Genomic DNA, 20929 nt, shown 5'->3' with positions numbered 1-20929 from the left:
AAAACGATGGGAAAGAAGGTTATCGCTGCGTGGTTTTTTCTGCTGCTGTCCGTGGCTGCTTGCGCCCAGCCTTCAGGCTTAATTACGCTCACCATGCCGCACGAACGTCATTTGAAGATGGAAAACAGCACTGCAGATGTGGCTGAAACGCCGGATGAGCATATTCAGGAACGCGTTGAGGATGTTGGACATCGCCAATAAATTGGGGCCTTAAGGCCCCATTTACAGATTACTTACGTCCGAGCAGAAAACCGACAATCACACCAATGCTGGCTGCAACTGCCAGGCCGGTCGCGGGATTATCGCGTACCGATTTCACCACACAATCCGCTGCATCCTGAACCGCATAGCTGGCCTGAGCCGGATAACGACGTGCCGCACCTTTGGCTTGCTGACGGCGTGAACCGGTGAATTCGCCAAATTTTTCCTGAACGGCACCTGCCGCTTCATTCAATTTTGCTTCCGCTTTGTCGCTCATAATTACTCCCTGATCGTGGTGAATGTCCTGTAAAGCGTAGTCAGAGAAACTGCAGGCAGCAAATGACGCAGCGGTAAAGGTTGTAACAGCAGTTTGCAGTACGCAAAAATTCTGCGCGCAGCAGAAAGGCGGGACGCAATAGTCTGAACTAGGGCTTTCCGCGATAAGCCGGATACCAGCTCACAAGGAAGTGACGCAGATGATCAAAACACCATTCGGCATCGTCAGCCTGCTGGCAGTAATAGCGCAAGGTCACTTTTTCATAACGCATGTGGCGCTGCTGCAGCGGTGACCAACCCCAATCCAACACGGCACGCGCATAATTGATCAGCGTGCCGCTCTGCATATTGTGCTGCTTCTCTTGTCGGCTGAGGTAGATTTCAAACGCCTGATCGAGGCTTTGTGTCTCTTCCGTGTTAAAGCCTGCAGTCGTCGGACGAAATGCCACATCGATAAAGCCGCACACGCCGTCGTCACGCTGCTGCCAGTCGCAGGCCAGCGTCATAAACAAGCCCTCCTGCAAATTGACCTCTTCCAGTAGACGCCGCATATTTTCGGAATGTTTACCGGCGGTAATCTCATCAATACGATCGGTTTCCAGCGTCAGGTCGAATCCACAAGGATTCACCGAGCCATCCGCATTGGTGCTGGCCGGGAAGGGGAAATCGACATAGCCGTTGTTATCCAGACTCTTTTCCATCAGGCAGGTCCGCAGCGTGAGATGGTCAGACAATAAACCATCTCGCACTGCGACGCACGGCTTATGGGCACGTCCAGGTGATCATGGTGTTCTGATAGGGATTGATCAGGCGGAACTGTTTATCAGACAGCCGTTGCGCGTAGAAGCCTTCTGCGGTGATGGCCGAAGGCACGTACTGAAAGCGATCGGTGGAGTGCAGCGTGCCGCTTTGCACCTTCACGCCTTCGCGCGAGACGGCGAAGGCGTTCACCAAATCAAAGATGCGCGCCTGCGTATTGCCCATCGATTGTCCATAAATCGTCGACACTTCGCCCGGACAGTCGACACCTTTCGGTGCGGAACTGCAGCCAGCTAAAACTAAAAGGGTGAGTACAACCGTGATTCGCCACATGAGCACCTGCTTCATTCCCTGGTTTGCAATGGCACGCCAATGCGTACTGATAAGTGGATCATAGCAGGTCTGGCGCTGCTTCCCATTTGTCATTTGTATAATCGTTAAGCGGAAGGAATGTAAAGGGGTGACTTTACTAGCAGAGAAACGGTATTCTTGCCAGCGTTGCGCACCGGGTAAGCAAAACAAGGGTAAATTAATGAAAGAAGAAGAAGCGAGTTTAATGATTCTTCAGCACGCGATCGACAAATTAGAAGCCGACAAAAAGAAGCAGGTAATGAACTGCGTAGCGGCCATTCAGGAAGTGATGCAGCGTTTTGAAGCCGAAGAGGCCGGGCTGGCATTGATGTTGGTCGCGGCGCAAGTGGCTGCTGAGTAGTTCCTGCTCCCGCGAAATTTCGCCACGTTTGATGTACCAGGCTTTGCTGCTGTTAGATAACGTTCATGGAATGCAGCAGCAAGGCAAATCACTCCACGAAATCATCATTTAACCTCAGCGGAGAACCCAATGAAGGCGATAGTTATGGCCGTTGGCGTGCTGGCTTGTCAGATTGCGCCCGCCTGGAGCGAAACCGAATATCAAATTACCTGTCCCGGCCGTCCCACCATGACGGTATCGCGTGCCGAGTATGGTTTGAGTACCTTAATGTGGCCGACGCGCCACTTCCAGATCGCTGCTGGTCAGCAGCGCACCAGCCTGAAAGGCGGTGACAAAGTTGCCATCACCCGTTTTCGTAATGGCGATCAGTTAATCGTGAATAAAAATAACGATGAAACCTTCTTCGTCTACGCTAATAGCAACAAGCTATTGCCCTGCAGCCGTACCGATAAGCGCGATGCACAGATTCTGTCGCTGGAACGTTACGACGACAGCGCGCGTCCAAACTCGTGAGTTAATAACCCTGTTTGATCAGTTGCCGTTGGCGCAAATCCAGCGGTGATTGTTCTGCCTCATCGATGGCTGCCAGCCAGCTCTGCAAATTCACTTTGGCCCACGACAGATGTCCACGCGTGGTGCTCATCAAAACCACATCGGGACGCAATGAGCGATAAAGCTCCAGCGACTGCTGCAGTTCGGTGGGATTACTGTCTGGCATTAGCACGCTGATCCAGCGATTGTAGTCGCGGGTCAGCGTATCGCCGACAAACAGATAAGTCTGGCCAAGCGGCGAGTGATACAGATAGCTACTGCTGCCAGGCGTATGTCCGGGCGTCGGCAACAGGTGGAAATCGCCGAAGTGTGTCTCTTGTTGGGTAAAGGTTTCGTCAGGCTCAATCACTAAACTAACCGGTCCCAGCGAACGACTGTGACAATAGAGCGCACTATTAAAGCGCTGCTGAATGGCGATCGCGCCCGGTGCGGCTTCATGCCAGTGGGTCAAATAGTGGCGAATCACGCCGCCGGCATCGTTGAGGAATTCATGATCGAGTGGATGCTCCACGCGACCAATCAATAAATTGCCGCGTGGGTGGCACAGCATAAAGCCATGCATCATTAAATCATTCGCCGTCTCTTCGGCGGGGAATTCTGGCGTGGAGATCCACAAGTCGTCGTACAGTGGCTTCATTGTCGGTCTCCTGCGGCAAAACGTTAGCGCAATGTCGGGTGGCCGGTGAAGGCGAACTGTGCTTCTCCATTCTCAATCTGCAACGTGGCGCTGGCACCCAGCGGCAGCGTCACGGTATCAGCATCGTGTCCAAAAGCCAGATCGCTAATCACCGGAATCTGAAACTCGTCACGGATGCGCTGCCACACGGTGGCAAAATCAAAACCGTTGTCATACGCCGACAGCGAGGTGCTGGTGAAACTGCCGGTAATAATCGCTTGCTGGCGCGACAAAATGCCACTCTGCTGCAGCTGAATCAGCATGCGTTCGATGCGGAACGGATGTTCGTTCACATCTTCGATCACCAGAATCCCGCCTTCGATTTGCGGCATCCACGGCGTACCAATCAGCGAGCAAATCATCGCTAAATTGCCACCCCACAAGGTGCCTTGCCAGCGGCCGTGATCCGGGCTTGTGCTCGGCCAGCTTAGATTGACTGTAGGTGAAGTTAGCGTTTGCCAAAAGTGCGACTCGGTAAAATCAGATAATGCCTCTGCACCAAAGTTACCGGCCAGCATCGGACCGCTAAAGGTAATCAGGCCGATTTGCGCCAGCAACGCCAGCTGCAGCACGGTGAAATCGCTGTGGCCGCACAGCGCCACCGGTTGATTGAGCAATCGACGTTGCAGACCAACATAATCGATCTTATCCAGCAAACGTGAAGCGCCATAGCCGCCACGCACCGCCAGCACGATATCAGGCAGCGCCTCCAGCGTAGCCAGCGCATTGATATCATTCAGCCGCTGCGCATCATTGCCAGCAAAGCGTTGAAAGCGGCGGGTGATGGCAGAGAGATTCTCAAGATGATGGCCTGCGGCCTGTAAACGAAGCACCGCACGTTGGGCGGCGTCCTGATTGTGGCAATAACCGGAAGGGGCGATAAGACGTAGCGTGCGGGGAGTAACCATAACTTCCATCCTGCTGTAGAGTGGCCTGCCGATGATGACGAAATGCGTTATCGAAGTCACGGTAGCATAAGGTTTTTTACCGATTTAGGATAAACGGTAATTTTGCATCGCGCTGCGCCAGGTATGATAGCTTGCGCCAACCCTATTGCGGAACCAAAAATCAGTGAAAATTCGCCTACTTATGCTTTCTGCACTGCTGCTTGCTGGCTGTTCAAGCGAGCCGGAAAAACCGGCACTGCCCGAGAAGAATACGCCTTTGACCCAGGCACCGCCGTCGAAAGTGAATGATGCATGGTCAATGTTTACCGAAGATGCCGCCAGTCATTATGGCGTTGATGAGAAGTTAATCAGCGCCATTATTAGTGTCGAATCCGGAGGCAATCCCACTGTGGTGAGCCGTTCCAATGCGGTCGGTCTGATGCAAATTAAGGCCTCTACTGCAGGCCGCGAAGTTTATCGCACCCAGGGCCGTCATGGTCAGCCATCCTCTTCCGAGCTGCGCGATCCGGCGAAGAACATTGATATCGGCGCCGCCTACCTGAAAATTTTGCAGGACTCCGCATTAGCTGGGATTCGCGATCCGCTCACGCTGCGCTACGCCACTATTGTCTCCTACGCCAACGGCGCGGGCGCCTTGCTGCGTACCTTCTCGCGTGACCGCGACCGTGCGATTGCGATGATTAATTCGATGACGCCGGACGAGTTTTACCAGCACGTACAGAACAAACATCCGGCGGCGCAGGCCCCGCGTTATTTGTGGAAAGTCACCACCGCCTACCGCACCATCGGTTGAATGTAGGGTCGCCATTCATGGCGACCTTTTTAACAACCCCACCAAACTAACCCTCCACCAACACTCTCGCCGTCGGATAATCCACAATCAGCACCTGCACATAACCACCACGTAACGCCCCACGAATCGCCTGCGCTTTCTCTTTGCCGCCCGCTAACGCCACCACCTGCGGACAGCGTTTCACCTGCGCCAGCTCCATGCCAATCACCGGATCTTCCTCTGCACTGAGCACTGGCTGACCATCGGCGTCAAAATAGTGCAGGCAGATATCGCCCACCGCGCCGCGTTCGGCCAGCGTTTGCAGCATCGCACCGTCGTAATAGTTGCCGGAGTTGCGTAGCAGGGCGGAAGGCTCAAGATCGCCAATGCCGACAATCGCCAGATCCACCTGATCAAACTTCTCCAGTACCACCGCGACATCGGGATTAACCGACAAACGCTGGCGATCCTGCACCGAATGCTCGATCGACTGCGACGGCAGCAGCCACGCCGGACAATCCAGCAGTGCCGCCAGATTCTGCGTCAGAATCGTGGCCTGCACGTTGCCGTTGGCGCCCACGCCGCCCAGCAGCTGAATCACGCCTTTGCACGGCGCGCTGAGCGGATGCAGCGCATCCACCATCGCGCGAATCGTGCCGCTCCAGGAAGAAATGCCGATCAGCTCATCGGCGCGCACGCGCGTTTCCAGATAGTGCGCGGCAGCGGAACCGATTGCCTGTTTGATCTGCAACGCCGACGCCTGATCCGGCACATCCACCACAATCACCTGCGGCAGTTGATAGAGCTGCTCAATGGCTTTTTCCAGCTCAGGGAACACATTGGCCGGCGGCACCACGCTGATCTTCACCACACCTTCTTTCACGCTGCGATTGAGGATGCGCGACACAAAGGATTGCGACAGCTTCAGCAGCTGCGCAATGTCGGACTGCTTCCTGCCTTCCACATAATAAAGCGTGGCGATTTTCACCATCAGCCGCTGTTCATCCTGTTTTGCCATGGTTTTTTCTCTCTCTTAACCTGCCTGGTATTGTTAATCAGCCGGTCATAAATAACAACGCAGAACATTTTGTGATCGTTTTCGCTTTTTGAGGATCGGGCAATGGACGTGCTCAGAAAGCCAGCGCATAGTCATTATGCATATAAAATCGCAATTGAATATATATTCAATCGGAGATAACAAATGAAAGCCTCTGTCCTCAAAATCTCTCTACTTGCTTCAATCATGATGATCTCGGCGGCGTCGCTGGCGGCGGATAAGGGGTTGCTGGCCATCATTACGCCATCGCATGACAACCCGTTCTTTAAAGCGGAAGCCGATGGCGCGCAGGAAAAAGCCAAAGCGCTCGGTTACACCACGCTGGTGGCTTCGCACGATGATGACGTGAATAAGCAAAACCAGCTGATTGAAACCGCCATCGCGCGTAAAGCCAAAGCCATCATCCTCGATAACGCCGGTGCGGATGCCACGGTTGGCCCGGTGCAGAAAGCGAAAGATGCCGGCATTCCTACCTTCCTCATCGACCGCGAAATCAACAAAACCGGCATTGCCGTAGCGCAAATCGTCTCCAACAACTATCAGGGCGCACAGCTCGGTGCCGAGAAGTTCGCCAAACTGCTCAACGGCAAAGGGGATTACGTCGAGCTGCTGGGCAAAGAGTCGGATACCAATGCGGGCGTGCGTTCGCAGGGTTATCACGACGTACTGGATGATTATCCCGATCTGAAAATGGTGGCGCAGCAGAGTGCCAACTGGAGCCAGACCGAAGCCTTCAGCCGCATGGAAACCATCCTGCAGAAGAACCCGAATATCGTCGGCGTAATCTCCGGTAACGACACCATGGCGCTCGGTGCGGAAGCCGCGTTGAAAGCGGCGGGCAAAACCAATGTGATTGTGGTCGGCTTCGACGGCAGCGATTACACCCGCGACTCCATCCTCAATAAAGGCAACATCAAAGCCACCGTACTGCAGCCGGGCTGGGATCAGGCGCAGATGGCCGTTGAGCAGGTGGATTACTACCTGAAGAACGGCAAAGCGCAGAAACAGGAGAAGCAGCTGATGGATTGCGTGCTGATTGACGACAGCAACGCCTCGAAGCTGAAAACCTTCAAGCTGGCGCAATAACATGGAGGTCGGCATGAAGGGGAAAGCGCTGAGCGGCATGCTGATCGGGCTGCTGACGCTGATGTTAGCCGCCTGCACCGTGGTGGATCTGGATGCCGACGGCAAACCCATCATGCCGAAAGATCCCAACGCCAAACCGGGCTACAGCGATCAAACGCCGCAGCAGATTGCGGAATCAAGCTGGGCCAGCCGCGTGCAGCAGCCCGCTGAGAAGCAGGCGCTGAGCTGGGCAGATATGGAAACCAAAAGCCACACCGTCAAAGCCGGCGGCAGCGAGAGCGTGTTTGTGCGCGCAGCGGGCACGGTGACGGCGTTTGATAACAGCAACGATCGGGAACGCAGCCTCACCATGACCATCAACGGCAAGCCGGTGAAAGTGTTGATTGGTCCGGTGCTGCGCGGCAACGCCATCCGCGATGCGGCCGGTTTCCGCTTCGAAGAGTTCACCAATCAGGTGCAGTACGCGCAGCTGACCAAAGCGCTGAATCGCCACGCGGTGAAACAGTTGCCAGCGGTGGATGCCAGCTGGGTGGGCAAACCGGCGCAGGCGCTGCTTGCCGTCAGCATGGGCGCAGGCACGGTGGATGATGTGGTGGCGATTCAGCTGAAGCAGGGGAATCCATGATGAGCGACGAGATCATTCTGCAGGCCAATCAGATGTCAATGCTGTTCCCCGGCACCTTAGCGCTGGATCGTGTGGATTACCGCGTGTGGCGCGGCAAAGTCAACGTCATCATCGGCGAGAACGGCGCGGGGAAATCGACGCTAATGAAGATCCTCGCCGGCGTGCAGCAGCCGACCAGCGGAGAAATGTTCCTCAATGGCAACAAAGTGGCGTTTCACAGCACGCGAGACGCCGCGCGCCACGGCATTGGCATGGTGCATCAGGAACTCAACCTGTTTGAGAACCTCAGCGTGGCGGAGAATATTTTCCTCGGCCGCGAAATTCAAAGCGGCATCCGGCCCATCAATGAAGTCGAGCAAAAACGCCGCACCGCCGCGCTGATGCAGCGCCTCGATCAGCCGATTTCACCGGATGAGAAGGTTGGCAGCCTGAAGGTCGGCCAGCAGCAACTGGTGGAGATCGCCAAAGCACTGGCGGAGGACGCCGACATTTTGATCCTCGATGAACCGACCTCGGCGCTGAGTAAAACCGAAGTGGAAATTCTGTTTCGGGTGATCCGCGAACTGACGCGCCAGGGCGTTTCCATCATCTATATCTCGCATCGGCTGGAGGAGCTGATGGCGATTGGCGATGTGATCACCATTCTGCGCGACGGACGTTTTCAGGCCGAAGCGCAGGTCAGCGATATCGACGTGCCGTGGATCGTACGTGAAATGCTGGGTAGCGAACCGGTGGGCACCTTTCTGCCGCCGGACCGCCAGTTTGGTGCGCCGGTGCTGGAAGCCGAACACATCACCTGCGTCAGCCCGAACGGCAACACGCTGGTAGATGACGTTAGCTTCCAGGTGCGTTCCGGAGAGATCGTCGGCATTTACGGATTGATGGGAGCGGGGCGCACCGAGCTGTTTGAGTGTTTGCTCGGCACGCAGCGTAACTATCTCGGCAAGCTGTGGCTCGACAGCAAACCGCTGCCGACGCGTCTGCCGACCGCAGAACGTATCCGTATGGGCATGAGTCTGGTGCCGGAAGATCGCAAACGCTCGGGCATTTTTCCCATCTCATCGGTGGCGAGCAATCTCACCATCGCCAGCCTGTGGCGGCGTCTGTCGCATCGCACGGTGATATCAGAGCAGGCGGAACGCGAAGTGGTGACCAGCACCGTCGGCAATCTGGCGATCAAAATTTCTTCGCCGGATGTCGCCATCAGCGCGCTGAGCGGCGGCAATCAGCAAAAGGTGGTGATTGGCCGTTCGCTGTTGACCAATCCGCGCTTGCTGCTGTTGGATGAACCAAGCCGTGGCATCGACGTCGGGGCCAAAGGCGAAGTGTTCCGCATGATGGTGAAGCTGTCCGAGCAGGGCATTGCGGTGGTGTTCTCCACCTCTGATTTGAAAGAGATCATGGCCGTTGCCGATCGCATCATTGTGATGTCCGGCGGCAAATTGACTGCTGACCTGCCGCGCGCTGAAGCGGAAGAGGCGGCGCTGGTTAAAGCAAGCGCACAAGGGTTCTGATATGAAAAACAACGGCGCGCTCGCGCTCGCATCGCCAGCTAAAGCGTTCAACTCACGCGAAAGCCTGATTTTGCTGCTGCTCAAACTGCGCACCTTTATTGCGCTGTTTCTGATTGTCGGTTTCTTCGCTATCACGGTGCCCGATTTCCTCGCGGTGGGCAGCATGGTGATCATGGTGAAACACATCGCCATTAACGCCTTCCTCGCGCTCGGCATCACATTTGTCATCATCACGGCGGGCATCGATCTCTCCATCGGCGCAACACTCGGCCTGTGTGGCATGATCGCCGGTTGGCTGATCACCAAAGGCATTGTGTTGCCGATGTTTGGCATCGCCATCTTTCCCAGCGTGTGGCTGATCGTACCGATTGTGTTGCTGATTGGCGGTCTGATTGGTGCGGCAAACGGCTGGATCATCACCCGTTATAACGTGGCACCGTTCATTTGCACGCTCGGCACCATGTACATCCTGCGCGGCACGGCGATGCTTACGTCAGGCGGTGAAACCTTCCCCGGTTTACAGGGCAATGAAATGCTCGGCAATACCGGATTCGACAAGATTGGCGCGGGCTATTTTCTCGGTTTGCCGTGGGCCATCTGGATGATGGTGCTGCTGGCGCTGGTGATTGCCTATGTCGCGCGCCGTCTGCCGTTTGGTCGTCAGGTTTACGCGATTGGCGATAACGAACGCGCCGCTGAACTTTCGGGCGTGAAAGTGAAGTCGGTGAAAATCTGGGTGTATGCCATCTCCGGTTTCTGCGCGGCGATTGCCGGCATCGTGGTGTCGTCGCAGCTGGTGGCCAGCCATCCGGCGAACGGAACCTCCTTTGAAATGAACGCGATTGCCGCAGTGGTGCTGGGCGGCACCTCGCTGGCCGGTGGACGCGGCACCATTCTCGGCACGCTGATTGGTGCGTTCGTGATCGGCTTTCTCGCCGACGGTTTGATCATGATGGGCGTGAGCGAGTTCTGGCAAATGGTGATCAAAGGCATCGTGATTATCGTGGCGGTGATCATCGACCAAATGCAGAGCCGCATGCAGCAGAAAGCGGCGGTGGTGGCGCAGAAAGCGCTGATTGAGGAGGGCGGTAGCCCGGCAAAAGGTTAATCGGTTGGGTGCAGGCGCTGATTGTCTGCACCTTTTTTTCTCCATTACGAATAAATATTCATCCATGCTTTAAAATTCAGAGGTGTCTATGAATCCTTTCAAATATTCGGTAGCGGATCTGGCAGCGAAAGCGCGCGCCGTGCGCCGCCGCATCATTCAGCTCAATGCGGGCAGCCCGGCGGGCGGGCATACCGGTGCCGATCTGTCACAGGTGGAGATCCTCACCGCACTCTATTTTCGCATTCTTAACTGCGCGCCGGATCGCACCAACGATCCGCAACGCGACATCTATATCCAGTCGAAAGGCCATGCGGTGGGCGGTTATTACTGCGTGCTGGCAGAAGCCGGTTACTTCCCGACCGAATGGCTGCCGACCTATCAGCATTCGGATTCGCATCTGCCGGGCCATCCGGTGCGCCAAAAAACGCCGGGCGTTGAGCTGAATACCGGTGCGCTGGGCCACGGTTTACCGGTGGCGGTCGGCATTGCGCTGGCGGCGAAGAAAGATAACAGCGATCGACGTATTTTTGTCGTTACCGGCGACGGTGAGCTGGCAGAAGGCAGTAACTGGGAAGCGGCACTGGTGGCGGCGCATTACGGCCTCGATAACCTGGTGATCATCAACGACAAGAACAAGCTGCAGCTGGCGGGCCACACGCGCGACATCATGAACACCGATCCGCTGCCGGAAAAATGGCGCGCCTTTGGTCTGGAGGTGAGCGAGTGCAACGGCAATGACATGGCGGCGGTGGTGGAAGCCATCGAAAACCTGCCGCGTAACAGCGGCAAGCCACAGGTGATTGTGGCGCACACCGAAAAAGGCTTCGGCATCTCCTTTATTCAGGGCAAACCGGAGTGGCATCACCGCGTGCCGAAAGGGGAAGAGATTGAGTTGGCACTGGAGGAGTTGAAAGATGAGTAATGCAAAACACCTGGCGACGGTAATGGTCGAGGCATTTATTGATGCGGTTAATCGCGGCGTCGATTTAGTGCCGGTGGTGGCCGATTCCACCTCAACCGCCAAAATTGCGCCCTTTATCAAAGCCTTTCCCGATCGGCTGGTTAACGTCGGTATCGCCGAGCAAACGCTGGTGGGCACCGCTGCTGGCCTGGCGATTGGCGGCAAAGTGGCCGTGACCTGTAACGCCGCGCCGTTCCTGGTTTCCCGCGCCAATGAGCAGGTTAAAGTCGACGTCTGTTACAACAACACCAATGTGAAATTGTTTGGCCTGAATGCCGGTGCCAGTTACGGTCCACTCGCCAGCACCCATCACAGCATCGACGACATTGCGGTGATGCGCGGCTTCGGCAACATCGAAATTTACGCGCCATCCTGCCCGCTGGAGTGCCGCCAGATTATTGAGTATGCGCTGGCGCATGTCGGGCCGGTGTATATCCGTTTGGACGGTAAAGATCTGCCGCAGCTGCACGATGAGAACTACCAATTCCGTCCTGGCCAAATCGACGTTTTACGTGAAGGTCATGACATTGTGCTGGTGGCGATGGGCTCAACGGTTCACGAGGTGGTTCACGCCGCCGAGCAACTGCATGAGCAAGGCATTACAGCAGGTGTGATCAGCATTCCATCGATTCGACCTTGTGATACCCAACAGCTGCGCGAGCTGTTAAATCACTATCCAGCGGTAATTACCGTGGAAGAACACAACGTCAACGGCGGCGTCGGCAGCCTGGTGGCAGAAGTGCTGGCGGAAGGCGGCTGTGGCATCCCGCTGCTGCGTTTGGGTATCCCCGATGGCGAATACGCGATTGCGGGCGATCGCGCCTCAACCCGTGCCCGACATGGCATTGATGCCGCCAGCGTAGTGAAGAGTGCAGCGCGCATCTGTGCAGGAGCGTAAAGATGGCAGGTTCGGTGATACTGGCAATTGATGAAGGCACCACTAACGCGAAAGCGATTGCGGTCGATCGTGCCGGCAACGTGGTGGCACGCGGTAGCCAGCCGTTGACGCTGGAACATCCGCAGCCGGGTTTGGCGGAGCAGGATCCACTGGCGATTTGGCAGGCGGTGAAACAGGCGGTGAGCGATTGTCTGGCGCAGTGTGCGGGTGCGCAAGTTGCGGCAGTGGCGATCAGCAACCAGCGCGAATCGGTGCTGATCTGGCAGCGACATAACGGTCAGCCGCTGACGCCGCTGGTCAGCTGGCAGGATCGCCGTTCGGAGGCGTTTTGCCGCGATTTACGTGTGGCGGGTAAAGCGCCGCGCATCACTGGGCTTACCGGGTTGGCGGTCGATCCGATGTTTCCGGCCGGCAAACTTACCGGCATGCTGGCCGCGCTGCCGAACGGATTTTCTCGCGCGCAGGCCGGTGAACTCTGTATCGGCACCGTTGATAGCTGGCTGAGCTGGCAACTGAGTGGCGGCGAAAGCTTTGTCACCGATCATGCCAATGCGGCGCGCACCCAGTTGTATAACCTGCACAGCGGCGATTGGGACGAGGAACTGCTGGCGCTGTTCCATATTCCCCGCGCAGCGCTGCCGCAGATTGTGCCCTCGGCCAGCGCGCAGGGTGTAGTGACACGTAACGATATTCCCGGTTTAGCGCCCGGCACGCCGATTTTGTCGCGCATCGGCGATTCGCACGCTGCGTTGCAAGCGCAGCGCAGTGGCAGCGAAGAGGTGGTCAAAGCCACGTACGGCACCGGTTCGTCACTGATGATGTCGATGGCGACGCCGCTGCTAACGGAAAATGGCCTCAGCACCACGGTGGCGTGGCACGACGGCACGCTGCGCTATGCCTTTGAAGGCAATATTACCCACACCGGTTCCGGCGCGGCGTGGCTGGGCCGCATGCTGGGCATCAAGGATCCACGAGAACTCACCGCGCTGGCGCAGCGCAGCGAACACAATCAGGGCATCTATTTTGTACCGGCGCTCTCTGGTCTCGGCGCGCCCTGGTGGGATTTAAAAGCGCGCGGCATGGTGTGTGGTTTGACCGATGCAGCAACGCCGGAAGTGCTGGCGCGCGTGGCGCTGGAATCGATCACTTTCCAGATCGCCGACGTGTTTTTTGCCATGGAGCAGGCCAGCGGTGTGCAACTTCCTGCGCTGTGCGTGGATGGCAGCGCCACGGAAAACGGCTGGTTGATGCAGATGCAGGCCGATGTGTTGCAGCGGCCATTGAAGCGCGTACCGACGGCAGAAGTTTCAGCGCTGGGTGCCGCGCTATTAGCGGGCCGCACCTTAGGCTGGTGGCAGCAGGGCAGTGAGATGCAGGCGTTGCAGGGCGGCAGCGTGATCACGCCGCGTGAAGATCAGGCGAAAAGCATGCAGGAGAATTATCACGGCTGGCTGGATGCGGTGGCGCGTTGCCGTTATCAGCCGCATTGATGGGTGCGGTTTTGTGTGGATCTGGGGATTGGTCGCCATGAATGGCGACCCTACGTCTTTCGGGGTTATTGGAAACGGTTGGCCTTATCGCGCGCCAGACGTTCCAGCGCAAAAATCACCTGCTGCAGCTGGCGTTCCTGAATCGGTTCGATGGCGGTAAAGCGGAAGCTGAGGCGCGGTGTGACGCGAGTTTCATTCTTGCTGGTCACCATGGTGCGCTCACCAATGTGCAGCAGCTGTGCCGTCACCTCAAAGTGGCCGTACTCAGCCAGGTCAACGCGCAGCTTTTTAAAGGTATCGCCGCGATTGAGACCTTCTGGCAGCGCTTCGTCCAGCAGCACGCCCACGCCGCCCAATGACAGATCCTGCAGGCGAAAACGCGCAGTGGTTCCATCCGGCCACTGGCTATGGCAATAAAAAACCGGCTCCAGCGGCGCATTGACACGGAAGAACTCACGGCGTTGAATCTGCCACACCAGTTCAGGTAGCGACGCAGCAAAAGCGGGCAAGCCTTCGAATTCGATACGCTGTAAACCGATTAAGCTAAATTCGACTTTGGCACCGTGCGTTTCGGCAAAGATATTCACTTCACCACCTTGCAGCGCTAAATCGTTATCCAGCGCGTTGCTGCCAAGGTCAAAGATCACCTGATCTTCATCGGCTGACAGCATGCGGCTGATAAACTGACCGCGCGAAAAATTCACCATCAACGGGGTTTGAAAACGCAACAGATCCTTCATCACGCCCAAAACCGCTAACGTGCCTCGCTTGAGGTATTGTTCTTTATCGGCTTCTCCCACGTCCTGCTCCACTTATCCGATTGTTATTTTCACGACTGACAATGCTGTTCGTCAGTTATCGGCGTGGCTGCGCTAACCTTTAGTTAGCTAAAGATTATTTACTACAGCAAGTTGCGAGGCAGATCATAAAATCCCGTCTATACTAGAGGCGGTGAACACATTGATTAATAACGTAAGGAGCAGTACATGGGTATTCTTTCATGGATTATTTTTGGTCTGATTGCCGGGATTATCGCGAAGTGGATTATGCCGGGTAAAGATGGCGGCGGCTTTATCATCACCGTGGTTCTGGGTGTGGTTGGTGCGGTTGTCGGTGGCTGGATCAGTACCCTGTTTGGTTTCGGTAAAGTTGACGGTTTCAACTTCGGTAGCTTCGTGGTGGCCGTGATTGGTGCCATTGTGGTGCTGTGGATTTACCGCAAAGTACGAAGTTAACAGCATAGAGATTTGATGAAATCCGCCATCCCGTAAAGGATGGCGGATTTTTTTATGCCTGATTAAAAGTCGTAGCCGACCGTAGCCATGACCGTACGTTCGGCACCGCGATAGCAGTAACCGGTGCCATAACAAGCGGCCAGATACTTTTTATCGGTCAGGTTGTTGGCATTGACCTGCAGCCAGGCGCCTTTCAGCTGTGAGTTCCATGCGCCCAAATCGGCACGAACCGACGCATCAAACAGCGTCACGGATGGCAGACGCGTGGTGTTCTCGTTATCCGCCCACTGTTTGCCGATATAGCGCACACCGGCTCCGGCGCTCAAGCCGTAGTCAAACTGATAATGTCCCCACAACGATGCCATGCTGTTCGGCGTGACATACGGCGTATGGCCATCGTTACCGTCCACCGAATCTTTGAAGCGCAGATGGTTCAGCGTGTAGCCAGCGATGGTGCTGAAACGCTGCGTCAGCTGATTACGGGCTTCGAGTTCAATGCCCTGCGAATGCACTTTGCCCGACGGCGTGTAGGTGCCGTCCAGCACGTTACGGTTGGCGACATCGTCCTGGGTCAAATCGTACACGGCGATTGAATACATATCGCGCGTGCCTACCGGCTGATATTTCACGCCCGCTTCATATTGCTCAGACGTAGTGGGTTTCAGCTGATTGCCCTGCGGATCGGTTAACGAAGCCGGCGTAATCGCCTGGCTCCAGCTGACGTAAGGCGAGATGCCGTTCTCGAAGGCATACAGCAGCGCGGCGCGGCCGCTGATGTGATCGTCCTGACGACGGCTGGTGCCGTTTTCCGACACAATGCGGTCATAGCGTCCCGACAAATCCAAATGCCAGCGATCGAGCTGCAACTCGTCCTGCAGATACAAACCGGTTTGATAGTAGCGGCGCGTCTGCGATGTCCAGTCGAAGTCCGGCATGATGCCCACTTCTTCGCCGCTCCACGCATTCAGCGCGCTGGCAGCACCGCTGGCTTCGGTGATGTCGTTTTTATAACGGTGATATTCCGCGCCCAGCGTCACGCGATGCTGAACCGCGCCGGTAGCAAAATCAGCCTGCAAGCGGTTGTCGTTAGCCCATGCGCTCAGTGATGAACGCTCGCCAGAGTAGTAACGGTTTAGCAGGTCAGGATTCGTTGCGTTCCAGCCAATTTGATAAACCTGATCGAGATCGGTATTCGAGTGGCTGTAGCTGCCGGTGGAGTACACCGACCAGACTTCGTTGAAGCGGTGTGAGAAGTCATAGCTGTAAATCTGCTCGCGACGTTTGAACTGATCGAGCGAACTGTCGCCTTCGTAGAAACTGTCGCTCAACTTGCGGCCGTTGTGGCTGTAGAGCGTGCCTTCCGCCGGTACCGAACCGTGATAGCCGCCGGAGGGATCTTTCTGCAGATAGGCGCGCAGCACTAAGTTGGTGTCTTCGCTTGGCTGCCACATCAGCTGTGGCGAAATCGCATATTTCTCTTCGCGGGTGTGATCGTACTGCGTATCGCTGTTGCGCGTGATGCCGGTTAAGCGAAACGCCCACTGATCGTTGATGGCGTTGGTGTAATCAAAGGCGGCGCTGTTGGTGGCGTTGGTGCCGCTCGACAGGCGGAAGTGACCCTCTTCGGCAAACTGCGGACGCTTGCTCACCATATTCACTAATCCGCCCGGCACCGTTTGGCCGTAAAGCGCGGAGGAGGGACCTTTGATCACATCGATGCGATCAAGGAACCAGTTGTCCACCTGCAGGATGTTGAAGCTGCCGCCGTCACTCATCACGCGCAGGCCATCGAGGAAGGTGTTGTCGACATCGCCGCCGTGGAAACCACGCAGCGCGATGGTGTCGTAACGCGTGGCGGCACCGCCGAAGTTGGTGAACACGCCCGGCGTGTAGCCCAGCGCCTGGTTGAGATCCTGCGCGCCCTGATCTTCCATCTGCTGACGTGTCACTACCGAAATCGACTGCGGCGTGGTAATCAGCGGCTGATCGCTTTTGCTGGCGCCGCTGCTCCGCGTGGCGAGATAGCCCTGCGTCGGCGTGGTGGCGCTCTCTTGCGGTTGCGCCGTGACGACAATCGACTCTTCGGCGAAGCTTGCAGCGGGTAAAGCCAGCGCAAGCGCGCACAGAACGCGGCCACGGTTAAGGGTAAACAGCGAGGTCATGAGAGGTTCCTGATATTTTAATGGGAATAGCTATCGATATTAGATTGAGAATTATTATCTTTTGTCGCGAGTGTTTCAAGATGTGAGTTTGTTGTAAGAGGGTTGTGAGGAAAATGCACAGGCAGGGCGGGAGTAGCGTGCGAGCATATGAGGTTGTTGGGCGCGCATTAATGCGCACCTGGATTAATGGTCGCCATGAATGGCGACCCTACGACGGATATGCGTGGTTTTCGTAGGGTGCGCATTAATGCGCACCTGGTTTAATGGTCGCCATGAATGGCGACCCTACGACGGTTACGTGCGGTGTTACGCACCAGGAAATTTGTTACTTCGCGCTACTCAAAACCGGCATATTCGGGATATCGCCGGCGTTATTACAGGTTTTATCTTTCGGGCAGTACTTATCGAGCAGCTTTAGCGTCACACCGTTGGTCCAGCCGAAGCCATCCTGCAGCGGATATTCACCGCCGCCACCGCCGCCCAACTGCGCGCCTTCAACCACATATTTCTCAACCAGCTTATGCTCCTTGTCATAGGTTGCCTGCACGTTCTGCAGGAAGCGCTGACCAATCTGCTGCGCCAGTTTCGGCTGCTTGTAATGCTCCAGACCTTCCACCGCCACCCATTGCAGCGGCGCCCAGCCGTTTGGCGCATCCCATTGCTGGCCGTTATTCACTGTGGTGGTCACCAGACCGCCCGGTTTCAGCAGCTGTTTTTCGACGGCGGACGCGGTGCGCTCAGCTTGCTTATCACTCGCCACCTGCATATAGAGCGGGAACAACGTGGCGGCGGTCAGCTGTGGATGAACCTGCTTCTTCTGGAAATCGTAATCGGCGTACCAGCCTTTTTTGTCATCCCAAAGATAGCGATTGATCGCCGCTTGGCGTTTCTCGGCATCCGCCGCGAACTGTTTGGCTTTGTCATCCTGCTTATCCAGTTTGGACGCTTTAGACAATGTCTGTTCGAGGTGGAAAATCAGGCTGTTAAGATCGACCGGCGCCAGCTGCGTGGTACGAATCGACGCCAGATTGTGCGCATCGGTGAACCAGCGCGAACTGAAATCCCAGCCTGATGCCGCGCCTGCACGCAAGTCGCGATAAACCTGCTGCTTATTACGATCCGGCGCTTTATTCGCGGTGTTGACGTCATCAAGCCAGGATTCGGTGCGCGGTGCATCGCGATCGTCCCAGTAGCGGTTAAGCAGCGTGCCGTCGCTAAGTTTAATCACGCGTTTGCTGGCCTGGCCGGCTGCAACTTTGTCGCTGTCCGCCATCCAGTAATCGTACTCTTTCTGCAGCTGCGGCAAGTATTGGCGATAGACATCGTCGCCTTTGTGCGTTGCCAGCAGGTCAACCATCAGGCTGAAGAACGGCGGCTGCGAGCGGCTGAGATAGTAGCTGCGGTTGCCGTTGGGGATATGGCCATATTTATCGAGTTCGGTGGCGAAGTTATCCACCATATCCTGCACGCGATCCCAGTGACCGCTCTCCGCCAGGCCGAGCATAGTGAAGTAGCTGTCCCAGTAATAGACTTCGCGGAATCGGCCGCCTGGCACCACGTAAGGTTTCGGCAGCGGCAGCAGCGAATCGTACTGACTGGCACTTTGCGCGGTGCGTGTCAGCACCGGCCATAAACCGTTGATGTGCTCGCGCAGGCTTTGCCCGGCGGGCGGCACATATTTGTCTCCCTCTTTTGGCAGCGTGAAGTTGCTGTCGACAAAATGCTTGAGATCGAAGTTGCGCTGGCTTTTCTGCATCTGCCAGTCGGCCAGAATCGAAGAGGGATTGGATTTCGGCACCGCATCGGCGAAGGTTTTCTGGTCCGGATAAAATTTCGCCTGCTGCACGGCATTGAAAAGCGGTCCCAGACGCACATCTGGCGGCTGCGGTTGGTTGCTGAGCATGCGGCTTTGATCGTCGGCGTGTGCGTTGCTGGCAGCGGCCAGCAACGCAGCGCTGAGTAAAAAGGTCAGACGCGCGGGCGTGAATACGGCATTTTTTATCATCGGTTTTTCTCCTTGTCCGAAAAGGTGGTGTGCTAACGCATTGACCACCCGAACAACTTTAGTCGCAATCGCACCGCTTAGCCTTGTACAGCGGTGGAAATGTGAAGCGCCCGGAATTAATCACGCGAGAAATTGCATCAAGGCTAAGGTTTTTGCTTGCCCTGTTCGGCTATTTGCCTGAGGCTGAAGCAAAAAAAAGGAGAGTCGAATGGAGATTATCTGGTATCACCCGTCGCTGGCGCCGCAGGGCTGGCTGGAAGGTTTGCATCAGCGTTTACCTGAGGCGCGCGTGCGTTACTGGCAGCCGGGCGACAACGCGCCGGCCGATTACGCTGTGGTGCGTTCGCCGCCGGTTGAGATGCTGGCGGGGCGTCAACTGAAAGGCGTGTTTGCCATGGGCGCGGGCGTGGACGAGATCCTCAAGCAGCTGCGTGACAATCCACAAATGCTGGCTGACAACGTGCCGTTATTCCGCCTCGAAGATACCGGCATGGCGCGCCAGATGCAGGAATACGCTAACTGGTGCGTGCTGGGCTGGTTCCGCCGTTTCGCCGAATATCGTCAACTTCAGCAGCAAGCAAAGTGGCAAGAGCTCGATGGCTTGGATCGCCACAACTTCACCATTGGCGTGCTTGGCGCAGGCGTGTTAGGCCGCAGCGTACTGGAGAGTTTGCGTCAATGGGGCTTCCCGTTACGCAGCTGGAGCCGTTCGCCGAAGCACATCGACGGCGTGCAAAGCTTCCATGGCCGCGATCAACTCAATGCCTTCCTCGAGGGCACGCAGGTGCTGATCGATCTGCTGCCCACCACGCCGGAAACCACCAACCTCATTGATAGCCAGCTGCTCAGCGCGTTGCCGCACGGTGCCTGCTTCCTTAATCTGGCGCGCGGTGCGCATGTGGTGGAAGTCGATCTGCTGGCGGCGCTGAACAGCGGTCAATTGGCCGCCGCCGCGCTGGATGTGTTCCAGACCGAGCCGCTGCCGCACGATCATCCGTTGTGGTCTCATCCGCATGTCACAATCACGCCACATACTGCAGCGATTACCTTGCCAGCCGAGGCGATGGATTACATTGCGGATGCCATACTTGCTCTGGAGCAAGGTCAACAGCCGGGTGGTTTGGTCGATCGCCAGCGCGGTTATTAATTCACATTGGGTCAGGAGATGAAGATGTATCCCGTTGATTTACATATGCACACCGTTGCCAGCACGCATGCTTACAGCACGCTGCATGATTATGTGGCGCAGGCGAAAAAGAACGGCCTGAAGCTGTTCGCGATTACCGATCACGGTCCGGATATGGCCGATGCGCCGCACTATTGGCACTTCGTTAACATGCGCATTTGGCCGCGGGTGATTGATGGCGTTGGCGTGCTGCGCGGTATTGAAGCCAATATCAAAAATCAGCAGGGCGAGATCGATTGCAGCGGCCCGATGCTCGATGCGCTGGATCTGATCGTCGCGGGCTTCCACGAGCCGGTTTATGCACCGCGTGATAAAAAGCATCACACCGAAGCGATGATTGCGGCGATGGCGGGCGGTTTGGTGCATATCATTTCGCATCCGGGCAACCCGAAATTCCCGGTGGATATCCGCGCAATAGCCGAAGCCGCCGCGCATTACGATGTGGCGCTGGAGATCAACAACTCCTCCTTTACCCATTCGCGCCTCGGCAGCGAACCGAACTGTCGCGCTATTGCCGAAGCGGTGCGCGATGCCGGCGGTAAACTGGCATTTGGCTCCGATTCGCATACGGCGTTTACGCTGGGCAATTTCGAACACTGCCTGCGCATCACCAGCGAAGTGGATTTTCCTGAAGATCGCGTGTTAAATGTCACGCCGCGACGCCTGCTCGATTTCCTCGAACTGCGCACCGGTAAAACGATTGCCGAATTTGCTGATTTTTAACTTTTTTGCCTCAAGGAATTCTG

The 20929-nt window shown here is 56.4% G+C and carries 23 protein-coding genes; 14 read left to right on the top strand and 9 right to left on the bottom strand.

What is annotated here, in order from left to right:
• The first annotated feature begins 6 nt into the window (after positions 1-6).
• Entirely contained in the window at positions 7-201 is a 195-nt protein-coding gene (locus tag FHW71_RS07085) for a hypothetical protein (RefSeq protein ID WP_061716803.1), read from the top strand.
• Between the two features lie 28 nt (positions 202-229).
• Here the strand turns inward: FHW71_RS07085 and FHW71_RS07080 are convergent, their stop codons facing one another.
• The 3 genes from FHW71_RS07080 to FHW71_RS07070 all read right to left on the bottom strand — a co-directional run bounded on the left by FHW71_RS07080 (position 230) and on the right by FHW71_RS07070 (position 1569).
• Positions 230-478, bottom strand: coding sequence for a CsbD family protein (locus FHW71_RS07080; protein ID WP_007891510.1), 249 nt, complete (start codon positions 476-478; stop codon positions 230-232).
• A 148-nt stretch (positions 479-626) separates the two neighbouring features.
• Positions 627-1178 (bottom strand): hypothetical protein, encoded by a 552-nt coding sequence (locus FHW71_RS07075; protein ID WP_179451230.1) that lies wholly within the window; start codon positions 1176-1178, stop codon positions 627-629.
• Between the two features lie 61 nt (positions 1179-1239).
• Entirely contained in the window at positions 1240-1569 is a 330-nt protein-coding gene (locus FHW71_RS07070; RefSeq protein WP_179451228.1) for a hypothetical protein, read from the bottom strand.
• A 199-nt stretch (positions 1570-1768) separates the two neighbouring features.
• Between FHW71_RS07070 and FHW71_RS07065 the strand changes: the two genes are divergently transcribed.
• Positions 1769-1948, top strand: a complete 180-nt coding sequence (locus FHW71_RS07065; protein WP_008108187.1) for a hypothetical protein — start codon at positions 1769-1771, stop codon at positions 1946-1948.
• Positions 1949-2077: 129 nt separating this feature from the next.
• On the top strand, positions 2078-2461 hold the full coding sequence (locus FHW71_RS07060; protein WP_008108188.1) for a hypothetical protein: 384 nt from the start codon (positions 2078-2080) through the stop codon (positions 2459-2461).
• Between the two features lies 1 nt (position 2462).
• On the opposite strand, the gene FHW71_RS07055 is transcribed toward FHW71_RS07060, so the two are convergent.
• Both FHW71_RS07055 and ldcA read right to left on the bottom strand, forming a co-directional pair.
• On the bottom strand, positions 2463-3137 hold the full coding sequence (locus tag FHW71_RS07055) for an MBL fold metallo-hydrolase (RefSeq protein ID WP_179451226.1): 675 nt from the start codon (positions 3135-3137) through the stop codon (positions 2463-2465).
• Between the two features lie 23 nt (positions 3138-3160).
• Positions 3161-4084 carry a muramoyltetrapeptide carboxypeptidase gene (ldcA, locus tag FHW71_RS07050; RefSeq protein WP_179451224.1) on the bottom strand — a complete coding sequence of 308 codons (924 nt, stop codon included), beginning with the start codon at positions 4082-4084 and terminating at the stop codon, positions 3161-3163.
• Positions 4085-4247: 163 nt separating this feature from the next.
• Here ldcA and emtA point away from each other — a divergent pair, with 163 nt between their 5' ends.
• The gene (gene emtA / locus FHW71_RS07045) at positions 4248-4877 is read left to right on the top strand and encodes a membrane-bound lytic murein transglycosylase EmtA (RefSeq protein WP_072093393.1); all 630 of its coding nucleotides are present in this window, start codon (positions 4248-4250) and stop codon (positions 4875-4877) included.
• Positions 4878-4923: 46 nt separating this feature from the next.
• Here emtA and FHW71_RS07040 read toward each other — a convergent pair whose 3' ends face one another.
• Positions 4924-5874, bottom strand: a complete 951-nt coding sequence (locus FHW71_RS07040) for a sugar-binding transcriptional regulator (protein ID WP_179451222.1) — start codon at positions 5872-5874, stop codon at positions 4924-4926.
• Between the two features lie 183 nt (positions 5875-6057).
• Between FHW71_RS07040 and FHW71_RS07035 the strand changes: the two genes are divergently transcribed.
• The 7 genes from FHW71_RS07035 (at position 6058) to FHW71_RS07005 (ending at position 13595) form a co-directional block, all read left to right on the top strand.
• Positions 6058-6999 (top strand): D-ribose ABC transporter substrate-binding protein, encoded by a 942-nt coding sequence (locus tag FHW71_RS07035; protein WP_061716792.1) that lies wholly within the window; start codon positions 6058-6060, stop codon positions 6997-6999.
• Between the two features lie 13 nt (positions 7000-7012).
• On the top strand, positions 7013-7624 hold the full coding sequence (locus FHW71_RS07030) for a DUF2291 family protein (protein WP_179451220.1): 612 nt from the start codon (positions 7013-7015) through the stop codon (positions 7622-7624).
• Complete coding sequence (locus FHW71_RS07025) at positions 7624-9138, top strand: sugar ABC transporter ATP-binding protein (RefSeq protein ID WP_154153915.1); 1515 nt, start codon at positions 7624-7626, stop codon at positions 9136-9138. Before FHW71_RS07030 ends, FHW71_RS07025 begins: the two co-directional genes overlap by 1 nt.
• A gap of 1 nt (position 9139) precedes the next feature.
• Complete coding sequence (locus tag FHW71_RS07020) at positions 9140-10246, top strand: ABC transporter permease (RefSeq protein ID WP_008108196.1); 1107 nt, start codon at positions 9140-9142, stop codon at positions 10244-10246.
• A gap of 88 nt (positions 10247-10334) precedes the next feature.
• A complete protein-coding gene (locus FHW71_RS07015; RefSeq protein ID WP_154194740.1) occupies positions 10335-11168 on the top strand; it encodes a transketolase in 834 nt (277 codons plus the stop codon).
• A complete protein-coding gene (locus FHW71_RS07010) occupies positions 11161-12105 on the top strand; it encodes a transketolase C-terminal domain-containing protein (protein WP_154181488.1) in 945 nt (314 codons plus the stop codon). The genes FHW71_RS07015 and FHW71_RS07010 overlap by 8 nt, the downstream gene beginning before the upstream one ends.
• A gap of 2 nt (positions 12106-12107) precedes the next feature.
• On the top strand, positions 12108-13595 hold the full coding sequence (locus tag FHW71_RS07005; RefSeq protein WP_179451218.1) for an FGGY-family carbohydrate kinase: 1488 nt from the start codon (positions 12108-12110) through the stop codon (positions 13593-13595).
• Positions 13596-13660: 65 nt separating this feature from the next.
• Here the strand turns inward: FHW71_RS07005 and FHW71_RS07000 are convergent, their stop codons facing one another.
• Positions 13661-14395, bottom strand: coding sequence for a flagellar brake protein (locus FHW71_RS07000; RefSeq protein WP_179451216.1), 735 nt, complete (start codon positions 14393-14395; stop codon positions 13661-13663).
• A gap of 186 nt (positions 14396-14581) precedes the next feature.
• Here FHW71_RS07000 and FHW71_RS06995 point away from each other — a divergent pair, with 186 nt between their 5' ends.
• Complete coding sequence (locus tag FHW71_RS06995; protein WP_008102737.1) at positions 14582-14830, top strand: GlsB/YeaQ/YmgE family stress response membrane protein; 249 nt, start codon at positions 14582-14584, stop codon at positions 14828-14830.
• A gap of 62 nt (positions 14831-14892) precedes the next feature.
• Here FHW71_RS06995 and FHW71_RS06990 read toward each other — a convergent pair whose 3' ends face one another.
• Both FHW71_RS06990 and treA read right to left on the bottom strand, forming a co-directional pair.
• Positions 14893-16992, bottom strand: coding sequence for a TonB-dependent siderophore receptor (locus FHW71_RS06990; RefSeq protein ID WP_179451214.1), 2100 nt, complete (start codon positions 16990-16992; stop codon positions 14893-14895).
• A 325-nt stretch (positions 16993-17317) separates the two neighbouring features.
• On the bottom strand, positions 17318-18997 hold the full coding sequence (gene treA, locus FHW71_RS06985; RefSeq protein WP_179451212.1) for an alpha,alpha-trehalase TreA: 1680 nt from the start codon (positions 18995-18997) through the stop codon (positions 17318-17320).
• Positions 18998-19205: 208 nt separating this feature from the next.
• Here treA and ghrA point away from each other — a divergent pair, with 208 nt between their 5' ends.
• Positions 19206-20144 carry a glyoxylate/hydroxypyruvate reductase GhrA gene (gene ghrA / locus FHW71_RS06980; RefSeq protein ID WP_179451210.1) on the top strand — a complete coding sequence of 313 codons (939 nt, stop codon included), beginning with the start codon at positions 19206-19208 and terminating at the stop codon, positions 20142-20144.
• A 24-nt stretch (positions 20145-20168) separates the two neighbouring features.
• The gene (locus FHW71_RS06975) at positions 20169-20906 is read left to right on the top strand and encodes a phosphatase (protein ID WP_008102746.1); all 738 of its coding nucleotides are present in this window, start codon (positions 20169-20171) and stop codon (positions 20904-20906) included.
• Positions 20907-20929 lie beyond the last annotated feature (23 nt).

It is taken from the genome of Enterobacter sp. Sphag1F, from assembly GCF_014193275.1.
Classification (GTDB): Bacteria; Pseudomonadota; Gammaproteobacteria; order Enterobacterales; family Enterobacteriaceae; genus Pantoea; species Pantoea symbiotica.
This window is presented reverse-complemented; position numbering and strand designations above follow the sequence as displayed.